We start from the raw sequence: 20999 nt of genomic DNA on the forward strand, positions 1-20999 counted from the left end.
TTTGAGGTCTACTTTTCTAACTTAAGGAATTTAATTCCTGTAGCAGTAAATCGGACAATTCTTCTAGGGATAAATCTTCTTCGTTGAGGGGATCAAGATTGCTATCTTGATTTGCTCCTATTGCTAAGGGTTTTAAACTAAAGTCAAGGTCAATAACTTCAGCTACTAGATAATCGACCAAACTGGTCACTGTTGGATATTTAAAAGTGATAGTTGCCGCCAGAGATTTACCTAAATCCTTGGCTAAACGATTTCGTAATTCCACCGTCATTAAAGAATCCATTCCCAACTCAAAAAAACCTTGGTCAACTTGGGTAAATTCTCTAGCCGGAATAGCGAGAATTTCCGCTACAATCCCTTGAACATGAGCAGTCAAAGCCGCAAAACGCTCCTCAATTGGTATTGTCCTTAAGACATCAATAAAATTATTGTCTGGGGTTAATTTTGGGGCTGAAAAACTTTGGAAATCTCGTAATAAAGGCGGAATTTTTTGATTCTCGAAACTGTTAAAAAAGCTATTCCAATTGAGAGAAGCGACAGTTACCTGTATCCGAGAAGTCGTCAGCAATGTTTCGAGGAGATGTAAACATTTTTGGGGATCAAGAGGGGTAAAACCCTGTTTAATTAGCCTTTTTTTCGCTTTTTCGCCTAAATTTTCGGCCATACCACCCTCTGCCCAGGGACCCCAATTAATAGTCAGGGCCGGCAGTCCTTGCGCTTGACGATAATGGGCTAGACTATCTAAAAAGGCATTAGCACTAGCATAATTACTCTGTCCAGAAGACCCTAACACCGAGGCCATCGAGGAAAAACTAATAAACCAGTCTAAATCCACTTCTTGACTGAGGAGATGCAAATTCCAAGCGCCGAGTATTTTGGGGGAAAAGACGCGCTCAAATTTCTCCCAAGTCTGTTTGGATAAGCTGGCATCCTCTAACACCCCGGCGGTGTGAATAATGCCTTTTAAGGGGGGTAACTGCTGCTCGATTATCTCAAAAGCCCGACGCATTTGGCCAAAGTCGCTAACGTCGGCGGCAAAAACTTCTACATTGGTTCCCTCTTGTCGCCATTGGTCTATAATTGGTTGGGTTTCTGGAGTTATTCCCCGGCGACTCAGTAAGACGAGGGATTTTGCTCCTTTTTTCCTTAACCAATTAGCCACTTGCTGCCCTAAGGCCCCTAGACCACCAGTAATAAGATAGGTGGCATTTTCGGCAATTTCTCGGTTTTTTAGCGACGATTTCGGGATAAATCGCCCTAAACGAGCCACATAGCTCTGGCCTTGCCGCCAAACGATTTGATTTTCCTCCTCCGAACTTTGTAAAGATTGGAACACCTCTAGGGCTAAGGTGTGGCTATCCTGAAATTTATCTCCATCCAGACACAGACAGCGCAATTCTGGGTGTTCTAGGGCAATAGTCCGTCCTAATCCCCAGAGGGAACTTTGGGCAAGGGCAATCACTGTGGGTTGAGAAGGAATGTATTGAGCCGATTGGGTGACAATATAGAGGCGAGGAGAGTAATTAACCTCTATTTTGCCTAGTTCTTGCACTATTTCCAGCAAAGTTCCACAAATTCGCTCCTGAGTGACGGCTAGGTTTTGATTATTTTCTAAAGCTTGGTCGTCATCGATTCCCCAGAGATAAATTAGACCTTGATAGGGTTTTTTGAGGAGATATTGCCAAGTCTGGCGATTCTTTTCGGTGATAAGTTGGCATCTATGCCCTTGTTGCAGCAATTTTTCGGCTAATTGTTGCCCTACTCCCTTTTTGTCGGCAAAAATTAACCAATCTCCTGTTTCTGTCCAATCCATTCCCGTCAAGTCCGTGGCTTGCCAAGTAATTTCGTATAAACTATCCTTGAGGTCGTTGGTCTGGGAAAAGAGGGTTTCTGGCCGGGCCTGTTGAAAGGTTAATCCGTCAATTTGGCTAATTAATTGACCCGATTCGCTGAAAATAGTCAAATCAGCGATTAAGATGCCGTTTTGCAAATTGCTATGGCTGAAGCGACCATGACAGTATATAGAGGTGTCCTTAACTCCCGAAAAGGTCAATCGGTCAATATTAGTGGGAAGATAGGTGCTATTCCCTGCGGGAAATAGTGCCGACATAGCGTGAAAGCAACCATCAAGTAAGACAGGATGTAGCTGGTAATCCACCGCTTGCGAGAGTAGATGGGAAGAAAGTTGAATTTTTGCGACAATTTCGGACTGATTGCGGTAAAGTTCCTGGATAACTCGAAAACTTTCCCCGTAGTTCACTCCTTTACTTAAACAGTCCTGATAATGCTGTGCAATTTCGATTTTTTGGTGACAACGGTTCCGGATATCTGTCCAATTGCAGCTGGGTAAGTCCTGGTTTTCATTGGTTAAATTACCGGATAGATGCAGTAGGGAAACTTCCCCTTCCCCAAGACTGAGAATCTGAAATTGTCCCCCCGCTAGTAAGCTTAACTGTACCTTTTTACTCTGGTTGTCTGAGAAAATTAAGGGTCGATTCAGACTCAATTGACCAATAGTAAACTGCTGATTGGGATATTGTTGACCAGCTGCCACTATAATCATCTCTAGATAGGCCGCGGCTGGGAAAACTACCTGGCCAAAAACTTGATGTTCTTGCAGATAGCTCGGAGAGCAGGGAGAAAGAGAGGATTGATAGTGGACATCTTTTGACCCCAATAGATGCAGCGGTTGCTGTAGGAGAGGGTGGAAAGCTGCCGCTACTGTCGGGGTTTTTAGCTGAGAATCAATGTAATCTAACCAATAGCGTTTTCTTTGGAAGGGATAGGTCGGTAAGGGGATTTTTTCGCGTAAATAATCCAGGTCGAATCCATTCCAGTCAATTTTGACCCCTTTTACATAAAGGGTCGCTAAACTTTGGAGCAGGGTTTCCCAATTCGACTGTTTTGGGGACAAACTAGCTAACCAGAGACCTTGGTCGGGGAGATTTTGCTGACCTAGGTTAATTAAGGTGGTTTTGGCACCAATTTCTAGGAATATTTCCGTATTTAACTCTCCTAATCTTTCTATACCCCGGGCAAACTCTACGGGAGACAGTAGATGATTAACCCAATATTGGGAAGTTGCTATCTCTGCATCGATAACATCCCCAGTCAGGTTAGAGATAAGGGGGAGACGCGGGGAATTATAGGTGATAGTTTCGGCAATCTTGGCAAATTCCCCCACCATACCCGTCATTAAGGGAGAATGGAAAGCATGGGAAACCGCTAAAGTCTGACTTTCAATGCCTCTCTGATTGAAGTTAGCGATTAAATGGTTAATAGCCTCAGTTTCGCCAGAAATGACCGTATTTTCTCGACTATTGACCGCAGCAATGGTACAGATGCCCCTAATCTTCCTGAGATGATTGGTCACGGTGTCGGAATCGGTAAAAATTGCCGCCATTATGCCGTTTTTCGGTAATGTCTGCATTAAGCGTCCCCGATGGGCAATTAACTTCAAACCGTCTTCTAAGCTAAAGACTCCCGCTAAACAAGCGGCCACATATTCCCCTAAACTATGACCGATGAGAGCATCGGGTTTCACTCCCCAAGATAACCAGAGTTGAGCGAGGGCATATTCCAGAGAAAATAGGGTAATTTGACTGTAAAAAGTCTGATTAATCAACTGACTGGTTTTTTCGTCCCCATATAACACTTGCAGTAAGGATTTCACCCCATAGCTCCGTAAAATTTCGTCACATTTCTCTAAAGTTTGGCGAAAAGTCGGTTGCGTTTCGTAGAGTTCCCTAGCCATTCCGGGATATTGTGAACCCTGTCCTGTACACATAAAAGCCAGTTTAGGGGCTTTTTTCGAGGTTAAAATACTTTTTTGACCTGAAAAGCGATTTTCATCCCTAATAAAGTCTTTTAAAGCTTGCTCAAGCTGTTTTTGAGCCAGAAAGGGAATAGCTAAACGATGCTCAAAATGCGATCGCCCAGTATTAGCGGTATAGGCCAGATTTGCCATGACCGTCTGGGAATTTTGACCTAAAAAATCGTAGTAGCGTTGAGCTAATTCGCGTAAGGCTGGCTCACTTTTCGCAGAAAGGGTAATTAAATGACAAGGACGCTCTAAATGAGGTTTTTCGTCACCAAGCCGCTCAAAATTGCTTTCCTCAACGATTAAATGGACGTTAGTGCCACTCATCCCAAAAGCGCTCACTCCAGCCCGTCGGACTCCTTCTCTGACCAACCAAGGGGTAAGAGTGGTGGGGATTTTGACCGGCAGTTTTTCCCAGGGAATATAGGGATTAGGGTTCTTAAAATGAAGATTAGGGGCGATTTGCTGATTTTGTAGCTGTAAAACTGTCTTAATTAACGCCGCAATTCCCGCAGCTCCTTCCAGATGCCCCATATTAGTTTTCACGGTTCCCAAAATCAGGGGATTATCTTGGCTATGACCCTGGCCATAAATTTTCCCTAAGGATAAAACCTCGATGGGATCTCCTAAAGATGTACCTGTACCGTGAACTTCGACGTATTGCAGATCTTTAGGTTGAATTTTCGCTCTTTCGAGGGCTTGTCTGAGTAAAGCTTCCTGTGCCTGACCATTGGGGGCGGTTAAGCCATTACTTTTTCCATCGTGATTGACAGCCGAACCGCGAATTTGGGCGAAAATAAGATTGCCATCTCGGAGAGCATCACTGAGACGTTTTAAGACCACGACACCGCAACCTTCGCCCCGACCATAACCATCGGCCGAAGCATCAAAGGTTTTACTGCGACCCTGGGGAGAAACGGCTTTTAATTTACAATTACTAATCGCAGTGGCCGGGGTTAACATCAGATTCACCCCCCCCGCTAAAGCGAGATTGCATTCTTGGCTGCGCAGACTTTGACAGGCCAAATGTACTGCCAAGAGGGAGGAGGAACAGGCCGTATCAATTTGCAGAGTCGGACCGTGAAACCCAAATAGATAAGAGATTCTGCCGACGGCAATAGCGCGACTGGTTCCTAAACTGTTGTAAGCATCAATGTGATTGACTACGCCTTGATGAAAACATAATTGGGCATAATCATCGCGAAAAATGCCCATAAATACGCCAGTTTGACTATTAATCAAACTTTCGGGCGCAATAGCCGCATTTTCTAGGGATTCCCAACAGACTTCTAAAAGTAACCGTTGTTGCGGATCCATGGCGGCGGCTTCCCGAGGTGAGATGCCGAAGAAAGCCGGGTCAAATTCGTCAACTTTGTCTAAAAATGCCCCTTCCCGACTATACATTTTTCCCGGAACATCGGCATCTTGGTGATAATAGTCGGCAATATTCCAACGTTCTAGGGGAATTTCTGTTACTGCATCGATGCCATTAACCAATAACTGCCAATAACTTGCGGAATCATTGACTCCTGCGGGAAAACGACAGCCCATCCCCACAATAGCGATGGGTTCGGTTTGCGCTTTGACCATTGCATCGAGGTGTTTGTATTGTTCTAAAAAAGCTTGTTTTTGTTGATTCATCTTCCTAACAACTCTTGTCTTGTTATGTCACGTCACTTTCATCTCAGGTTATGCTTGGGAAAAAGTCACGGATAAGCGGGAAAAACCTTGATACTGTCGGGATGGGAAAATTTAGTTGCATAGTCACAATTGTCCTCGTGACTCCGAGGTGGGGGATAGGACAAGGGAAATTAGCTATCCTATCCCCACCAGCGATTAACTAAAGAAAGCAGAGATTTCTTCTTCGGATATTTGGGGTAAAACTGCTAAAATTTCGCTTTTTTCTCGAGTATTTGCCGATTCAGCCCCAGTATTGCTTTGATTAATCTGGTTAGCTAAATATTCTGCCAAACTATCAATAGTGGGATAATTCCAAACAATGGTGGCTTCGACGGGGATTCCCGACCAATCGGCAAGATCTTGGGCTAATTCCACGGCAAAAATTGAATCTAAGCCAAAATCAGCAAAAGACTGGCTGGTTTGGATAGTGGCTGGATTGACCTTTAATTTCTGGTGTAACCAATTACCTAACCACATTTCCACCTTTTCGGGAGTTTGTTGGCTAAGAAGGGACTTTTTCGGACTAGAGGGTATATTTACTCGGTTCTGCGTCGGTTGACTAGCAATTTCGACCAGAGAAGTTTCAGCTTGAGGATGAGTCTGTTTAGCTTCTGGTTCCAACGTCAATAACTCGTCGAGTTGATAATCGGAACCGTCTAGACGTTGTTCAATATCATCAATAGATTGAGTATAATCGAGGATACGATCGCGGATAGTCGCCACCGAAGAAGCAAAGTTTTCTTCGGGTGTTCCCCGGAGAGCTTTCTGCACACATAAATCAAACTGCAATTGACTCCAAGCTAGGGCATGACTGTACTTTTCCCCGGGGTGAATTTGGGCCATTTTCGCCGTTGTTGCTACTAAAGCGGCGTAACAACCCAATTCTCCGATTAAAGAATAGGCCCAAGCTAAGGCGGCAGAACGATCACCCCAGAGATTAGACTGGAGACAACGCTGATTAATAGATTGGGCGGTGCTGTGGAGTTGCAGGGCAATCTCGGGCGCTTCCAGAACTTTTGTCAGAAATTCGCCTAATTTGTCCGTATGGGTGATACTTTTGCCCAAAAAGATTTTCAAACTTTCGTTAGGACCTTCGCCAATTCGTAAAACTCTGGCATCCCGGAGAATTTGCGGGGCAAGATTAGTTTCCATGTAACCTCTACCCCCCAGCATCTGAACGAGACTATCGGCCGCTTCCCAGAGGTAATCAGCCCCCGTAATCTTGGCAATAACGGCCATTTCCCTGGGAACGGCCACTTTTTGGTCTAAGGCGGTGGTGATACACTTTAAGAGACTGGACAAGGCCACCGTAGCCCCAGTTAAATGATCAAAACGGGCTAAAGTAATCGGACTTTCTAGCAATTTACCGGTAGCGATCGAACGACGGCTGGCATAACGTAACATTAATTGTAAACAGCGTTTCATGCCGCCAACTCCCATCATGCCAATACCTAAACGGGCATAAAGTAAAGCATCGTCGGCGGGTTCAGTGCCATTGCCCAATTCTCCCAGCAATTGCTCTTTAGTGACTAAAACATCCTCAAAATAGATGGCATTTTGCATAATTCCCCGTAATCCCATAGTTAGGGATTCAGGTCCCAAACGCAGACCGGGGGTACCTTGACGGACAAGAAAACCTGTCAAACCGTTATTCCCCGGTTCTTCCGAATCAAGCAAACGGACAAAAACATTAATCATTCCGGCCCAAGCAGAACCATTCCAACGCTTAAGGCCGCGAATTCGCCATTTATCTCGGCCATCCGGCACTGCAACGGTACTAATTGCCCCGATATTCGCTCCTGCTTCCGGTTCCGTCATGCCAAAGGAGGATAATTGTCTTCCTGTCGCTAAAAGAGGTAATAACTCTTGCTTGAGGGAAATAGTCCCGTAGTTGAGCAGCGGACGGATACCTAAGCTGTTATTGAGACTCACCATCGTCGCCAGGGTTAAATCAATGGCGGCTAATTGTTCCATCACCTGCAAAAAATTGCGATTATTAAGGGCTATTCCCCCGTATTCTTCAGGAATCTGCATTCCCATCAGTCCTTGATTGCCAAAATCCATGACAATATAGGGCGGCACACAACGACGGTCATCAATCAGATGGGAATTAATGCGAGTTTTGGCGTAATCTCGCAACCAAGTCAAGATTTGCTCGGTTTTTTCTTGACTAGCGGTTGTGGGGGCAGCTTGGTGACTGCTGAGGGGGGGGGTTAGCGTCGGCATAGGGGATGAAATTAGTGGAAGTTGCTGGTTTAAATACTGTTGACGGCAAGCGTGGCGTTGAATTTTGCCGCTAGAAGTTTTGGACAGAGATGCGGGTTTGATAAAAGCGATATCATAAACTTGCAATTCGTGTTCTTGAAAAACCGCTCGACGAACTGCTTCTAGGGCTTTTTGCTGGTTAAAACGGCGAATTGCCGTTCTTTCTACCTCTTGAACCAGGACTAACTTTTCTTCTGCCTCGATTTCTACGGTAAAGGCGGCAGTTCCACTGGGGCAAAAGTCGGGATAGCATTGTTCTACGGTCTGTTCGATATCCTGGGGATAGTAGTTACCGCCGCGAATAATCATCAGGTCTTTCAAGCGTCCGGTGATGTATAGTTGACCCTGATGAATAAAACCTAAATCCCCTGTACGCAAATAAAAACCCTGTCCGGTATCGGCGATAACTGCTTGAAAAGTTTTTTCTGTAGCTTCGGGATGTTGCCAATAGCCCTGGGCAACGGTTTTGCCTTTCACCCAAATTTCTCCCACCTGCTGGGAGGGACAGCGTTGACGGGTTTCAGGATTAACAATGGCAATTTCTGTGTCGATTTCTGTTTGTCCACAACTGACTAAGGATTGAGAATTTGGGCTTTTTTCCGTAAAAACGATTTGATGACGGTTTAAAGCGGCTTTTTCAACCCAGCAGATTTGAGGAACTTGATTTTTCCTGACAGCAGCAACTTTTAAGGTGGCCTCGGCTAAACCATAACCCGGACAAAAGGCGGCAAACTCAAAACCACAGGGGGCAAATTTACGAGCAAATTCGCTTAAAATTTCCATTCTGACCGTTTCTGCCCCATTTAAAGCCACTTTCCAGCTGCTTAAGTCTAAATCCGTCAGCTGCTCCTCTTTAATCTTGTCAAGACAACGTTTATAGGCAAAATTAGGGGCGGCAGTGTGGGTGGCCCTGTATTTGCTGATGGCATTTAACCAACCGAAAGGACGTTGTAAAAAGGAAACCGGGGACATGAGATAACAGGGAAATCCTCGATAAAAAGGCAGTAAAATGCCATAAATCAGCCCCATATCATGAAAAGTTGGCAACCATGTCACCATAACGCTCTTTTCATCGTGTTCCCAACCTAAATCTAAATCTCGGAGGTTGGTCAAAAGATTCTCGTGATTGACCATCACTCCTTTGGGAGTCCCCGTGGAACCAGAGGTGTATTGTAAAAAGGCTAAGGTCTCTGCTTTTATCTGAGTGGGGTGGTCTTCGGCTAAACTTTTGCCGATTAAGCTATCCGTAGCTAGAAAGGGAATATCTCTGTCTAGTTGCCTTTTTAATTGGTCTAATTCCGATTGTGTGCTTAAAAGTAAGCTTGCTTGCGAATTATTAATAATAGAAGTTAAGCGAGCCATCTTTTGGTTTTTCTTGGGCAAATTGACTGGAATTGCCACTACTCCTGCTAATAAACAGCCGAAAAACCCAGTAATAAACTCTAATCCCGAAGGGTATGCTAATAAAACTCGTTCCCCCGGTAATAGGATGGATTGGAGACTATTGGCAATCGCTTGCGCTTCCAGAAATAATTCCCCGTAGGTAAGGCGTTTTTCTTCGGTTTCGCCATCGACTAAAAAGGTATAAGCCGTTTTTTGGGGTTGGTATTGGGCGCGATAACGAATAATATCGACTAAACTGCTTATTTCTGACAAATTAAGCTTATTATCTAAACAAAGAGTCATTTTTTTACTCCCCATTATTCAATGGAATCGAAAACAAAGATTTAATCCTCTCGCACCGGGAAAAGTTTCTGGTGACGGGGGGCGACTAGAATTCTAGGGGTGATTTGGGCTTAAATTAAAGGTTTCTCCGTAAATTTCGCCATAGCAGAGCTTCTGAGTCCCAAAACGTCCCCCATACTCGCTCAAGGGTTCATCAGCGTATCCCAAGGCTAAGAGACAACAGACATCGACCGTATCGGGAATTTGGAAATACTCGCGCAAGGGTTTAGCCACAAATCCTTCTAGGGGACAACTATCCACCCCCAAGCTTTGCGCCGCTATCATGAGATAAGTAACCGCAATCATAACTTGTCGGTTGCTCCAAGCTTCTGGAGACTGATAACAGGGTTTAAATTGGAAAAAAGGCGGAATGGCCATGTGCATGAACTTGGCCCGTTTTTCGGAAATCGTCCCCTCTTGCTTTCCTAACTCAATCACTTGATTAATGTAACCACGATGGTTAACTTGGCGATCGCCACAACAGATTAAAACCACGGGTGCATCGACTAATTTATCTTGTTCAAAGCCGAATTCTCGCAATTTTGCCTTATTTTCTGGTTCTCTAACCACTATAAATCGCCATGGTTGCAAATTATAACTAGAGGGAGCTTGGAATCCCAAACGAAAAATTTCGGCTAAAATTTCTTCGGGAATGGCATCGGTGCGAAATTTACGAGTAGAGCGTCTTTTTTGAAATATTTCAGCAATATTCATCATCTAAACCCTTTTATGAGACGTTTTCAACGGTTTAACCTAAAAAACTTTCGGGAATCGCCGGTCCCCATTGATAGAGAATATCTAACCCACCCGCGTGAAGTTCTGGCTCGGTGGTTTGCTCAAAAAGGTCCCCATCGGTAAAATGTTCAATGAGGCTACCGAAAGGATCTTGCCAATAGTCAAACACTTGACTTCCCAACAAATGGCGACCAATACCCCACACAGGAGTCCATCCTTTTTCTCGTAACCAATCGTGGCCGATTTTAATAGAGTCAAAATCTTGCACCTCGAAGGCAGTATGATGGACTTTGGGGTGAGAACCTTGCAACATGGCGATGGTGTGATGATCAACCCATTCCTCTCCCCGTTGACAACGAAGAAAACCCCCGACTCGTAAACTGGGATGGCCGTAATAAATTAAATCTGTTGCTTTTAAGCCAAAAGTCTGCTGATACCAGTGATAACTTTCCTCAAAGTCTTTGACATCAATAGCTAGATGACCTAAACGTAAAATAGGTGCGGGTTCTTTTTTCGGCCTTTGGGTGCGACCTAAACGGGTTTTCCGACTAGCGTGATTCCATTGCAAGGGTTCAGGAATCGGCAAAGGTTCCACTTCCTCGATACCATAGACCAATTCTAGGTTAAAACCGTTGGGGTCAATAATTTTGATGCGCTGACCACCGCCGGGGGTGAACAGGGTTTCCACGGTCGAAGCGGAGGCTAAAGTGGCTAGTTCATGTAAGACGGATTCTGATGTCGCTTCTAGGGCAAAACTGACAAATTTAGCTTTTTTTCCCCATTCTACGACATAGACAAACTGTTTTTTGCCTCTAGCTCGCATATACAAGGCTGTATCGGTTTTAACTGCGGTAATCAGTCCAAAATCCCTCAAAAAACGTTCGCACAGGTCTAAATCCGGATGTTGATAGGTAACGTAGGCAATATCAGCAATTTTAGTCATAGTCGGTCATCCAGTGGAGTTGTCTAATTCGGCACAAAATAGCCAGACAGATATCGGTCAAAGTGCTGTCATAGCAAGGGGAAAAAGACTATTAAGAAAATCTGAACTTTGTTGTGGTTGATTATTGCACTGTGAGTACACCCACAGTCAAAGGCTAATTTTTCTTGCCCTCAATTGCTATCCCAGACTGGAGTTTGAGTAACTTGGGGGTGGAGAAAAACCTTGGGGAACTTCGGGGTTTTGCGGAAAATTTTTTTGAGAGATGTGGTCAAGGTTGTCTAGAGTACCTCGATAAATTGGACTTATTGAGAAAATATTCACACTAATTGAGAATCAACAAAGGTTTCATCAGGGTTTCAGGCGGTGCAATGCTGAAGTAAATCTATTTTTTGAGGTACCCTCTAGAAAAATCCGCTATCGTTCGAGTAAGCAAGTCAGAGAATATTGGGATCAGTAGCAGCGGCAAGGATTATTTCTGTTTCCACTGCCCAAATACCCCTCTGAAATCAATCTTGTTGCACCTGAATGGCATCAATTGAAAACTCGCGAACTGACAGGTCAAATTTTTCTCGAACGGTTGGATTTAGCGCACGCCGTTAAACAGGGGAGCGAAGCTTGCACTCAAAAAGGAGGATAGGAAAGTCACTGTTTTAAGTTTAATCCGTAACCAAATTATTACTTAAATTTCTCAATTATCAGCAAAGTCCTTAATTACTAAACTTGAGATAATGTCTAGAAAAGTTACCTATGGGGATATTCCCAGACAAAGAACCAAATATCTGCTTAATGCTCTGTTAAAGTTTGCTAACTACGAGGTAGATAATTGTGAAAATCTGGCTATTAAATTTAGCTGGATTAATGAGAAAAAATTGAAAATTCAAGCCGAACTTAATGCTTTAAAAATGCTGACTGAAAAATGTGGTCAAAGGCTGGAGTTATGGCAAATTCGTGATGCTTTGACGGAATATCTTAACGAAAAGTTTTTAGGTATTTTGGAAGATCATCGTATCAATAATCAAGGAAAAATTCGTACTTTTCAAATTACTTTTTGGCAACGGGGTCATGATATTTTAACTAACCTAAGGTGCTTTGATCAAGAGTGGGCAAACAAAAGTAAACATCAATCTCCCGCAATTGCTGCTATTTTCTCCTCTTTAGATGAGGAAAAACAACAGGATTATCAGACCTATATTAAGGATTATGTAAAACGTCCACCTCTGGAGGAAAATTGTCTCAAAGTTCTTCAGCAAGAACAATCGTTGCTAAGAATTCGCGCACCTCATAATAGTGGCAAAACCCGTTTAGTTAATTGGTTAGTCCATCATCTCAAACAAGATAATTATCAACCAGTTATCATTGATTGTGAGGAGGAAAAAGCCACTATTGCCCTTAGTTGTGAAGACTTGCTGCTGTCGATTTGTCGTACCATTACCCAAGAATTAAAGATTAACGAATCTCTTCTCGATAAATTTTGGTCTCGTCCCGGAACTCCTGCCCACAAAACTCGACGATATTTAGAGGAATATGTTCTCCAACCCAGCGCTAATCCTCTGGTTTTTGTCTTTGAAAAATTTGATACAATTTTGGAAACTGAAACAATCGGTAATGAAATTTGTGGTATTCTCAGAAGTTGGCATGAAAGACGTTCCCAACCTTGGCGGAAACTACGCTTAATTATTATTCATTCAACGGAATTTTATAGCAACTACGATTTTTATGCCTCTCCCTTAATTGGTGTAGGTTATGTGGCTAGTTTATCGGATTTTAATGCGGAACAAGTTCTCACTTTCGCTCAAGTTAATGGCATTAATTGGACGTTATCAGATGTTCATAAGGTCATGAACTTAGTGGGAGGTAATCCTTATTTAATTAAGTTAATCTTGGTAAAATTGCAAGAAGGGAATTCTCTAGAAAAGGTTCTAGATGATGCCTTGCAGGGACGAGAGCCATTTCAAAGTCATTTTTTCCTACTGATGAGATATCTGAAAAGTAATGCTAACCTACGGAATATTTTTAGGCAAATTCTTCAGAAAAAAGCTCTGACTCCGGCTCAAATGAAAGGAGAATCTGTCCAATTTTTGGAACGATTGGGACTGATCCACAAAAGTTATGATACCCTAGAGGTGCGTTGCAATTTGTATCAAGTATATTTTGACGACTTGCTTGATTAGTCTCGTTGAGATTCCAATTGAAACTGAATTGAGTTTTCAAGTTTTGCTTCTAACTTACTCTTAACCCTGACAGTAATTGGTTCTCGATTAGATTCGGATTCATTATCTACAAACCTGAGAGAATTGCCTGAGGTCAAACTGGCCGAAAGATTGAGGTTTTCTAAATATTCTTGTATCAACTCTGAAGAAATTTTATTCTGGGATTGCAAGGCTCTAATAGCAGCTATAAATGATTGGGCCGCATCATAACTGGTAGCGGTTCGCCAACTAATATCTTCTTTCCATAAAGCTTGAGCATCTCTGACAAAATTTTGGGACTTAATTAGATGGGAAAACCAAGGCACAGCCAAAACTAAATTATCAATAAATTTACCGCTATCAACCAACATTTCATGTTCATACATGGAATGACTCCCTAAAAGAACTAGCTTATTTTTCAGTTCTGGAGTGGTGCTGGTATTCAACTGTTCAAGAGTATGGGATAATTCTACTACCACAGAAGCTGATTCCAAACTGGGAAATAAGACAATTCCTCTAACTTGATCTTGGGAAAATGCTTTTAAAACTTCTGCGTCAATATCTAGGGAAGATGATAAATCAATTACTTTAGTGATTTTACCGCCTTTTTTTTGGAAAGCTTGATGAAACTCTTGAGTAAGTTCTTGGCTATCAATCTGGTTAGAATTATTAAAAACAATTACCTTATCTAGATCATGTTGGCTGGCATAATTAGCTAAAGTCTCACCAATTTTTTCATTGGTGATAACGGTTCTAAAAAAGTATTCACTCTCAATTACATTCGAGGAACTTGTAGAAGAAATTAAAGTAATTTTGGCTCTTTCATAGATAGGTAAAGCTGCTAAGGTGGCTTCACTAGAATAATGTCCAATTACTCCAATAACTTTGGGGTCTTTAACGATTTCCTTGGCGACTATCTTAGCAACTTTTTCATCATTATTATCATTGGCAATAACGATATTTAAAAATAAATTATTCGCACTTGTCGGTAATTGGCTATTAAATAAATATTGTGCTTGAGCAATCCCTTTAAGGATTTCTTGGGAAATTTCATTTTTTTTGCCACTGGGAATAACCACCGCCAAAGTCACATAATTATTACTTAAATAAGCGATAACATTATTATAATAAATCAAGTTTTCTGCATCTTCAGGATGAGCGAGATAGGCTTTTTTGAATAACTGTTTAGCTTCCAAATAATTAGCATTTTTAAAAGCCAAAATACCCCGATCTTTATAAAAATTTTCCTGTTTAATAAGTAGCTTTTTTTCGCCTTGGCTAAATAGTTCAGGCTCCTTAGTATAGGGAATTTTATAAAAGTAAGGTAACAGCCATGACTGGTAGAATCCCAACCCAAGTAAACCTGTAACAATGCTAGTAAATATTCCCGCTGCCAACATAAATAAACGAGATTGTTTTTGACGAGTAATGCTCTCAGATGCGGCTAAAAAACGATAATCGATACTATCTAATTCTTTATCTTCTTGCCATTTTTTAGATTCCTCTAACTTTTTACCTGTCAGTAAACAATTTGTATCGGTAAAATTTGAGTCTTCCCACTTAGCAATTTCCAATTGATAAGGACGACTAGCTGCTAATACATTATATAACCATTTTTGATTAAAAATTGCCTGATAAATAGCATTAGCCACTCTAAGATAGCCCTGATTATCGACGATAACTAATCCAGATAGTAATAATTCATCATGTTCTGGTGTGTTACTAGCTTTTACCAATTTACCTTTTAAAAGGTTGGCATAAACCCTTAGTAAATATCCTTGATCAGGATGATAAATCAGTCGCTCTCTTATACTTGATAAAAAAGCAGGTTCATCTTTTTTTTCCCAGTTATCAATAATGTGTTTATAAACAAAATCTCGCATCCAGGCTGATAAGAGAGACCGAGGTATTGTAACTTTAAACTTGGCAATTAAATAACACAATTTTTGAGTTAGAAAAGGTTGACCATTAGTCCAGCTAAAAATTTCTTGTAGAATTTCTTGAGGGGAAACACCCAACCCTTCTAGTCCCTGCATCAAGGGTTGACAGTTATCTTCTAACGACAGTCCATTTAATTCAATTGCTTTACCAATATTGAAAGGAGTTCTTTGACTATCTTGAATTAATTGATTGGGGGTAGCCGTGCCAATTAAAACAAATGAAATACGATTAAAATCTGCATTAATAACTCGCTTTTCATGACAAGACCTAAGGTAAGCAAAAAAGTCATCAGTAGCAAAAGGTAGTTTTCTAACCACATCAATTTCATCAATAAAGATAACAATACTGGTTGAAATTTTTCTTAATAAAATTTCTTTAATAAATTGTCTAAGTAACCCAACATTAGAAACAGATTGACTGGCAATCCAAGATTCTAAATCCGTCATGTTTAGTTTTAATTGTTCGGCAATTTCAATAATTAAGGAATGATACCAGCTAGATTGATCTACTGATGTCCCCAATTCATTTAAGTCTATACGGGAACAGGCTACTCCTTGTACTTCAATTTGAGTTTGGATGCGTACTGTCAAACTCGACTTGCCCATTTTGCGAGAATTGAAAATATAACAATACTGACTGTTCATCAGAGCTTGGTACAGTTCCAGATCAGCCCTTCTATCCACATAGCTTGGATCGGAAGGAGATAAGGTACTAGAAAACTTATAAACATTCTCGGCGGTTGCGTTTTCTTGCATATTTCGGTATTTTATTGACCAGATAACCAAAACTTGGGTAAGTAATACCAGTTTGAACTACACTAACCCCGGTGATAAATCCAGAAAAAACCGCGCTCACTCATAGCCGATTATTGGTAAGCTAGTTCTGCTCTGAATGAAATTGACATATTTTCTTCGGGTAAACTCATCTAAGCTGAATTCTCTCAACTGCGCGAGTCCCCACCCTCAGCAACGGGTTCGGAAGAGACTGAAAAGTCTCCTATCCCCTAATTCCCTACTCTAAAGCGTAGATACGACCATCCATGAGCAGACGGGTGATCCCTTTCGCTTCCAGTTGAGCGTGAGCTTTTTCGATCAGGCGACCGTCGGGAACTTTAATCACTTTTTCCTTGCGCTTGGAGAAACGACGAGCGATGCGATGACTTTCAAAGATGGGGAGAGTGCGCTGCTGGATTTCCTGAGGGGGAACCTTACCCAATTCGGCAAAATCCTTGAGGGGACGGGTGATTAATTCGGCAGCGCGATCAATCACCAAGTAACAGGTTTTGGGAAAAGCCGCCGCCGATAGGGGTAATATCTGTAATTGGGCTGTTTTAACGATAGTGGGGCCTAAATAGCTCCCCGCTAGTTCCTCTTCCTCCTCATCTTCATCTTCATCCTCCTCATCTTCATCCTCCTCTTCATCCCAATCCTCGTCAAGCTCATCTTCCTCCTCTTCCTCGATAGCTTCGACGAAAAACTCGGTTAAATTAGCGTTTTCTAGGGGTTTATCGCCATTAATTTCTGTCTCTTCCGAATTATCTGCTTCTGGCGGGTAAGAGGTATCCATTAACAGGGTTAATTGTTCCACAGCGGCGATCGGTTGCTGAAAAGCCTGCTCATCCTTAGCTGCGATGTGGGCTGCCGAAAAACCAATCACCTCGATCGCTTCTTCCGATAAATCCGCTGCTGCTCCCTCCTCCTCGAGGCCGCGAGGATTGCGGGCCAAGCGTTTTTTCTGGATTAACTGCTCGTATTCCTCGCTAGAAAAAGAATTTTTGAGAAAACGACTGACCGTAGAGCTACTCACGCCATAACGCTCGGCTAAGGTGGAAGTGGTGGCCTCCGTTTCCCGATAAAGCTTAAGAATTTCTTTTTTCGTGGCATCAGTCAGTTTTCTTGGACTCATATTACTTATATAGTTATTTTTTAAGCGATAGGATCTTGCCGATGGCTAGTCAGGGGAAGCTGTTGTCCTTGAGCGGATGTACTCTTAATCATAAAACGCTCTAGCCAATTAAAACTAAGCAATTCGTTTTCTAGTCCCTGTTCTAGTCTATCCTTGACTTCTGTTTCTCACCACTACTCAAGATTAAAAAATTGACGATGATATCAAGTGCTGCTAGTCAAAAAGCCTTATTAGTTCTGGCTGATGGTACAGTTTACGAGGGTTATTCCTTCGGCTCCAAGGGAACCACCGTCGGCGAAGTTGTCTTTAACACGGGGATGACCGGTTATCAGGAAGTCCTCACCGATCCCAGTTATGCCGGTCAAATCGTCACTTTTACCTATCCGGAATTGGGAAATACGGGGGTTAACCCCGAGGATGAGGAGTCAATTCGTCCCCAGGTGAAAGGTGCGATCGCCAAAAATATCTGCCACCGGCCCAGTAATTGGCGTTCTAGCCAATCCCTACCGGATTATCTGGCCGCTCATCATGTTATTGGCATCTATGGCATCGATACCCGGTCTCTGACCCGCAAAATTCGCTCGGTTGGGGCGATGAATGGGGCAATTTCCACGGAAATACTCGATTATCACGATTTACTGCGGTTGGTGCAGGCAGCCCCCAGTATGGCGGGATTAAATCTAGTTAAGGAAGTAACCACCAAGGAAGTGTACGAATGGACGACTCCCACCCCGTCCGCCTGGGAATTTGCGCCAATTGATAGTGATCAAGAACCGTTAACGGTGGTGGCGATCGATTTTGGCATCAAACGCAATATTCTCCGGCGTTTAGCCAGCTACGGTTGTCGGGTGATCGTGGTTCCCGCTGACACTCCCCCAGAAAAAATCGCCGCCTATAATCCCGATGGTATTTTCTTTTCTAACGGACCGGGAGATCCGGCGGCTGTCACCGAAGGGATTGCCCTAGCCAAGCAACTTTTACAAGGAGAAAAACCCACTTTTGGCATCTGTATGGGTCATCAAATTTTAGGCCTATCCCTGGGAGCAGAAACCTTTAAACTGAAATTTGGCCATCGCGGGTTAAATCAACCCTGTGGACTGCAGCAACAGGTGGAAATTACCAGTCAGAATCACGGTTTTGCCGTGCAGGAGGCCTCTTTAAATCCGCAAGTGGAGATTACCCATCTCAACCTCAACGATCGCACCGTAGCGGGGTTAAAACACAAGTCTCTGCCCTTTTTCTCGGTACAATACCACCCCGAGGCCAGTCCTGGCCCCCACGATGCCGATTATCTGTTTGGCCAATTTGTTGATTTAATGCGGCAAGCAAAAAAGGATCGGTCGTAAATTTTTAGGATATACTAGGGTTTTGATTTTTACGGCTCTCGAGCTAGGAGGGGATTATTCCAGAAGCAATTAACTTGACCGTCAGCTTGCGAGGCACGCGTGAGGTCAGAGATAAGTACCAAATTTTCCGTTTGACGGGTCTTTTAGATGCCTTTTCCGAACCGACTTTTTGTAAGGTGATCGAAGGCTATGTGGAGGAAGGTCCCAAGGATGTGATTATTAGCCTCGCTCAGATTGATTTTATCGATAGCTCCGGTTTAGGAGCTTTGGTAAAATTGGTGAAAAAGGCCAAAACCGAAGGGGGCAGTTTACAAATTGTTACCAATCCCCGGGTAACTCAAACCGTAAAACTGGTGCGATTGGAAAAGTTTTTTTCCCTGCAACCCACCCTGGAAGCGGCGATCGAATATCTAGAAAAAGCGTAAATCGTGGAATCTCCTCTCGAAAAAATTCGCTTACAGGTCAGTGGCCAGGGTTCACCAATCCTAGAGGGTCTTGACCGATTATCGCCCGCTTCTCTGGCCTATCTGGGGGATGCTGTTTATGAATTATATATCCGCAGCTATTATTTACTGCCGCCCCAGCGTCTGGGAGACTATCACGCTCAGGTGGTGGGCAAAGTCAGGGCCGAACAACAGGCTTTAGATTTAGCACAACTGCAGCCCTATCTGACGGACCAAGAAAAAGAAATTCTGCGCCGGGGACGCAATGCGGTCACGGGAAAACGCCGTCGTCTGACAGCCCAAGTCTATCAGCAGGCCAGCAGTTTAGAAACCCTGTTCGGCTATCTTTATCTACAAGACCCCTCAAGATTACATCAACTATTAGAAAAACTAGAATTATAGCCCTCAGGGACGATTCCCGACTTTACTCTTAATCCATGCAACCATGAGCGATCGACCATTTCGTGACAAGTCCGATAATCGTAATTCTCGCCGGCCCTCGCGGCCAAAAACCGGGCCAATTCTGGCTAAATCCCCAGCAGTAACTCCAGAAAACCAAGAAGCTGATGATCTGCTCTACGGTCGCCGGGTGGTTTTAACAGCCATGGAAGAGGAGCGCCAACTGAATCGGATTTGGGTGGTCAATCGACTTCGTTACGATCCCCGTTATCATACCCTTTTGGAAAAGGCCAAAGCCAACGGCACGGTAATTGATGAGGTGGACGATCTGCGTCTCGATCAGATTACCAGTAAGGCCAATCATCAGGGGATCGCCGCCCAGATGTCTCCCTATGATTATATCGAATTAGCCGATCTGATCGAGAAAGCTAAGGGCAAAAGTCGCCACCCCGTCATCGTCATCGCTGAAGGTATTACGGATCCCCATAACCTTGGGGCAATTATTCGCACCGCCGAAGCCATGGGTTGTCAGGGGGTAGTTATTCCCCAACGTCGCGCCGCTGGGGTGACATCGACGGTGATGAAAGTGGCGGCGGGGGCCTTGGAATATTTACCTGTGGCCAGGGTGGTCAATCTCAATCGTGCTTTAGAAGAATTAAAAGCGGCGGGTTTTTGGCTCTACGGCACGGCGGCAAAAACCAGTAAATCCTTACACACAATCAATTTAACGGGTGCGATAGGATTGGTGCTAGGTTCGGAGGGAGAGGGTTTGAGTCTGTTGACCCAAAAGTCCTGCGATGAGTTGGTATCTATCCCCTTGGCAGGCAAAACCCCCAGTCTCAATGCTTCGGTGGCGGCGGCTATGGCTCTTTACGAGGTTTACCGGCAACGCTGGCAAAATTCCCCCGATTGAAAATCTGTATTTTTCGACACTCCCAATAGCCAAAAGGAGAAAGTATAAATAGAATAGGAAGGAAGTTTGCGAAATGTAAACAAACGTAACAAAACCACCAGAGTAGATTTAGATGGGGAACGAAATGAAAGAATTTTTGATTAGCTTACTCGAAAGGTTCGGATTAGCCTACTGGGTCGAGATTAAAACCGACTATCCCAGATGTACTTATTATTTCGGTCCTTTTCTCGCTAAAGACGAGGCTGAGGTCGCTCAAGCCGGTTACGAAGAAGATTTGAAAACGGAAGGAGCGCAGGGGATTAAATTGCATATAAAACGTTGTAAACCGAAAGATTTAACTATTTTTGAGGAAAAAGAAGAAAGCAAGCTCCTGAATACCCTAAAGGTCTTACGCAGTCAAGTTTCTTAACAATTTTCAGGGATCAGTAATCAGTAATCAGTAATCAGTAATCAGTAAACAGTGAAAAGACAGCATAAGGCTGCTACTTAGGGTCTGCTGAATAAATCTAAAAACCTTGTTGGATAAGACTTTTGGACTTTTTTCCCCTCAAAAAGTGCCAGCCATTGCGGGGATCGGGGGGAAAATTCAGGTACTTTTTCCCTGAAAATTAGGTAGTTGACCAGCTGAAAATCGATAAAACCCCACACCCCACACCCCACACCCCACACCCTGCCCCCAAGAAAAACTTTTTGCC

Annotated in this window: 13 protein-coding genes; 6 read left to right on the forward strand and 7 right to left on the reverse strand. The window is 43.3% G+C overall.

The features are described from left to right. Positions 1-16 precede the first annotated feature (16 nt). From LW728_RS01410 to LW728_RS01425, 4 genes are all read right to left on the reverse strand, one after another. Positions 17-5461: a type I polyketide synthase gene (locus LW728_RS01410; RefSeq protein WP_287764834.1), complete on the reverse strand. Its 5445-nt coding sequence runs from the start codon at positions 5459-5461 to the stop codon at positions 17-19. Between the two features lie 195 nt (positions 5462-5656). Continuing rightward, positions 5657-9451, reverse strand: a complete 3795-nt coding sequence (locus LW728_RS01415) for an AMP-binding protein (protein ID WP_287664941.1) — start codon at positions 9449-9451, stop codon at positions 5657-5659. Between the two features lie 93 nt (positions 9452-9544). Next, entirely contained in the window at positions 9545-10204 is a 660-nt protein-coding gene (locus tag LW728_RS01420) for a nitroreductase family protein (RefSeq protein WP_002741314.1), read from the reverse strand. A gap of 34 nt (positions 10205-10238) precedes the next feature. Continuing rightward, positions 10239-11168: a VOC family protein gene (locus LW728_RS01425; RefSeq protein WP_149107576.1), complete on the reverse strand. Its 930-nt coding sequence runs from the start codon at positions 11166-11168 to the stop codon at positions 10239-10241. A 728-nt stretch (positions 11169-11896) separates the two neighbouring features. On the opposite strand from LW728_RS01425, the gene LW728_RS01430 reads away from it, so the two are divergent. Continuing rightward, positions 11897-13339 carry an AAA-like domain-containing protein gene (locus tag LW728_RS01430; RefSeq protein ID WP_287764835.1) on the forward strand — a complete coding sequence of 481 codons (1443 nt, stop codon included), beginning with the start codon at positions 11897-11899 and terminating at the stop codon, positions 13337-13339. On the opposite strand, the gene LW728_RS01435 is transcribed toward LW728_RS01430, so the two are convergent. Further along, entirely contained in the window at positions 13336-16053 is a 2718-nt protein-coding gene (locus LW728_RS01435; protein WP_287764838.1) for an AAA-like domain-containing protein, read from the reverse strand. The two genes, LW728_RS01430 and LW728_RS01435, sit on opposite strands and share 4 nt — an antisense overlap. A gap of 256 nt (positions 16054-16309) precedes the next feature. Then, positions 16310-17203: a helix-turn-helix domain-containing protein gene (locus tag LW728_RS01440; protein WP_287664932.1), complete on the reverse strand. Its 894-nt coding sequence runs from the start codon at positions 17201-17203 to the stop codon at positions 16310-16312. 197 nt (positions 17204-17400) lie between these two features. On the opposite strand from LW728_RS01440, the gene carA reads away from it, so the two are divergent. The 5 genes from carA (at position 17401) to LW728_RS01465 (ending at position 20713) form a co-directional block, all read left to right on the forward strand. Then, positions 17401-18549, forward strand: coding sequence for a glutamine-hydrolyzing carbamoyl-phosphate synthase small subunit (carA, locus tag LW728_RS01445; RefSeq protein ID WP_287664929.1), 1149 nt, complete (start codon positions 17401-17403; stop codon positions 18547-18549). Positions 18550-18623: 74 nt separating this feature from the next. Then, on the forward strand, positions 18624-18974 hold the full coding sequence (locus tag LW728_RS01450; protein ID WP_045360375.1) for an STAS domain-containing protein: 351 nt from the start codon (positions 18624-18626) through the stop codon (positions 18972-18974). A gap of 3 nt (positions 18975-18977) precedes the next feature. Next, positions 18978-19394 carry a Mini-ribonuclease 3 gene (locus tag LW728_RS01455; protein ID WP_004268539.1) on the forward strand — a complete coding sequence of 139 codons (417 nt, stop codon included), beginning with the start codon at positions 18978-18980 and terminating at the stop codon, positions 19392-19394. Between the two features lie 43 nt (positions 19395-19437). Continuing rightward, the gene (gene rlmB / locus LW728_RS01460; RefSeq protein WP_287664928.1) at positions 19438-20304 is read left to right on the forward strand and encodes a 23S rRNA (guanosine(2251)-2'-O)-methyltransferase RlmB; all 867 of its coding nucleotides are present in this window, start codon (positions 19438-19440) and stop codon (positions 20302-20304) included. A 112-nt stretch (positions 20305-20416) separates the two neighbouring features. Further along, a complete protein-coding gene (locus LW728_RS01465; RefSeq protein ID WP_002768846.1) occupies positions 20417-20713 on the forward strand; it encodes a DUF1816 domain-containing protein in 297 nt (98 codons plus the stop codon). Between the two features lie 77 nt (positions 20714-20790). Here the strand turns inward: LW728_RS01465 and LW728_RS23075 are convergent, their stop codons facing one another. Continuing rightward, positions 20791-20973, reverse strand: a complete 183-nt coding sequence (locus LW728_RS23075; RefSeq protein ID WP_170915505.1) for a hypothetical protein — start codon at positions 20971-20973, stop codon at positions 20791-20793. Positions 20974-20999: the final 26 nt, after the last annotated feature.

It is taken from the genome of Microcystis sp. 49638_E5 (assembly GCF_021300285.1).
Lineage (GTDB): Bacteria > Cyanobacteriota > Cyanobacteriia > Cyanobacteriales > Microcystaceae > Microcystis > Microcystis aeruginosa_C.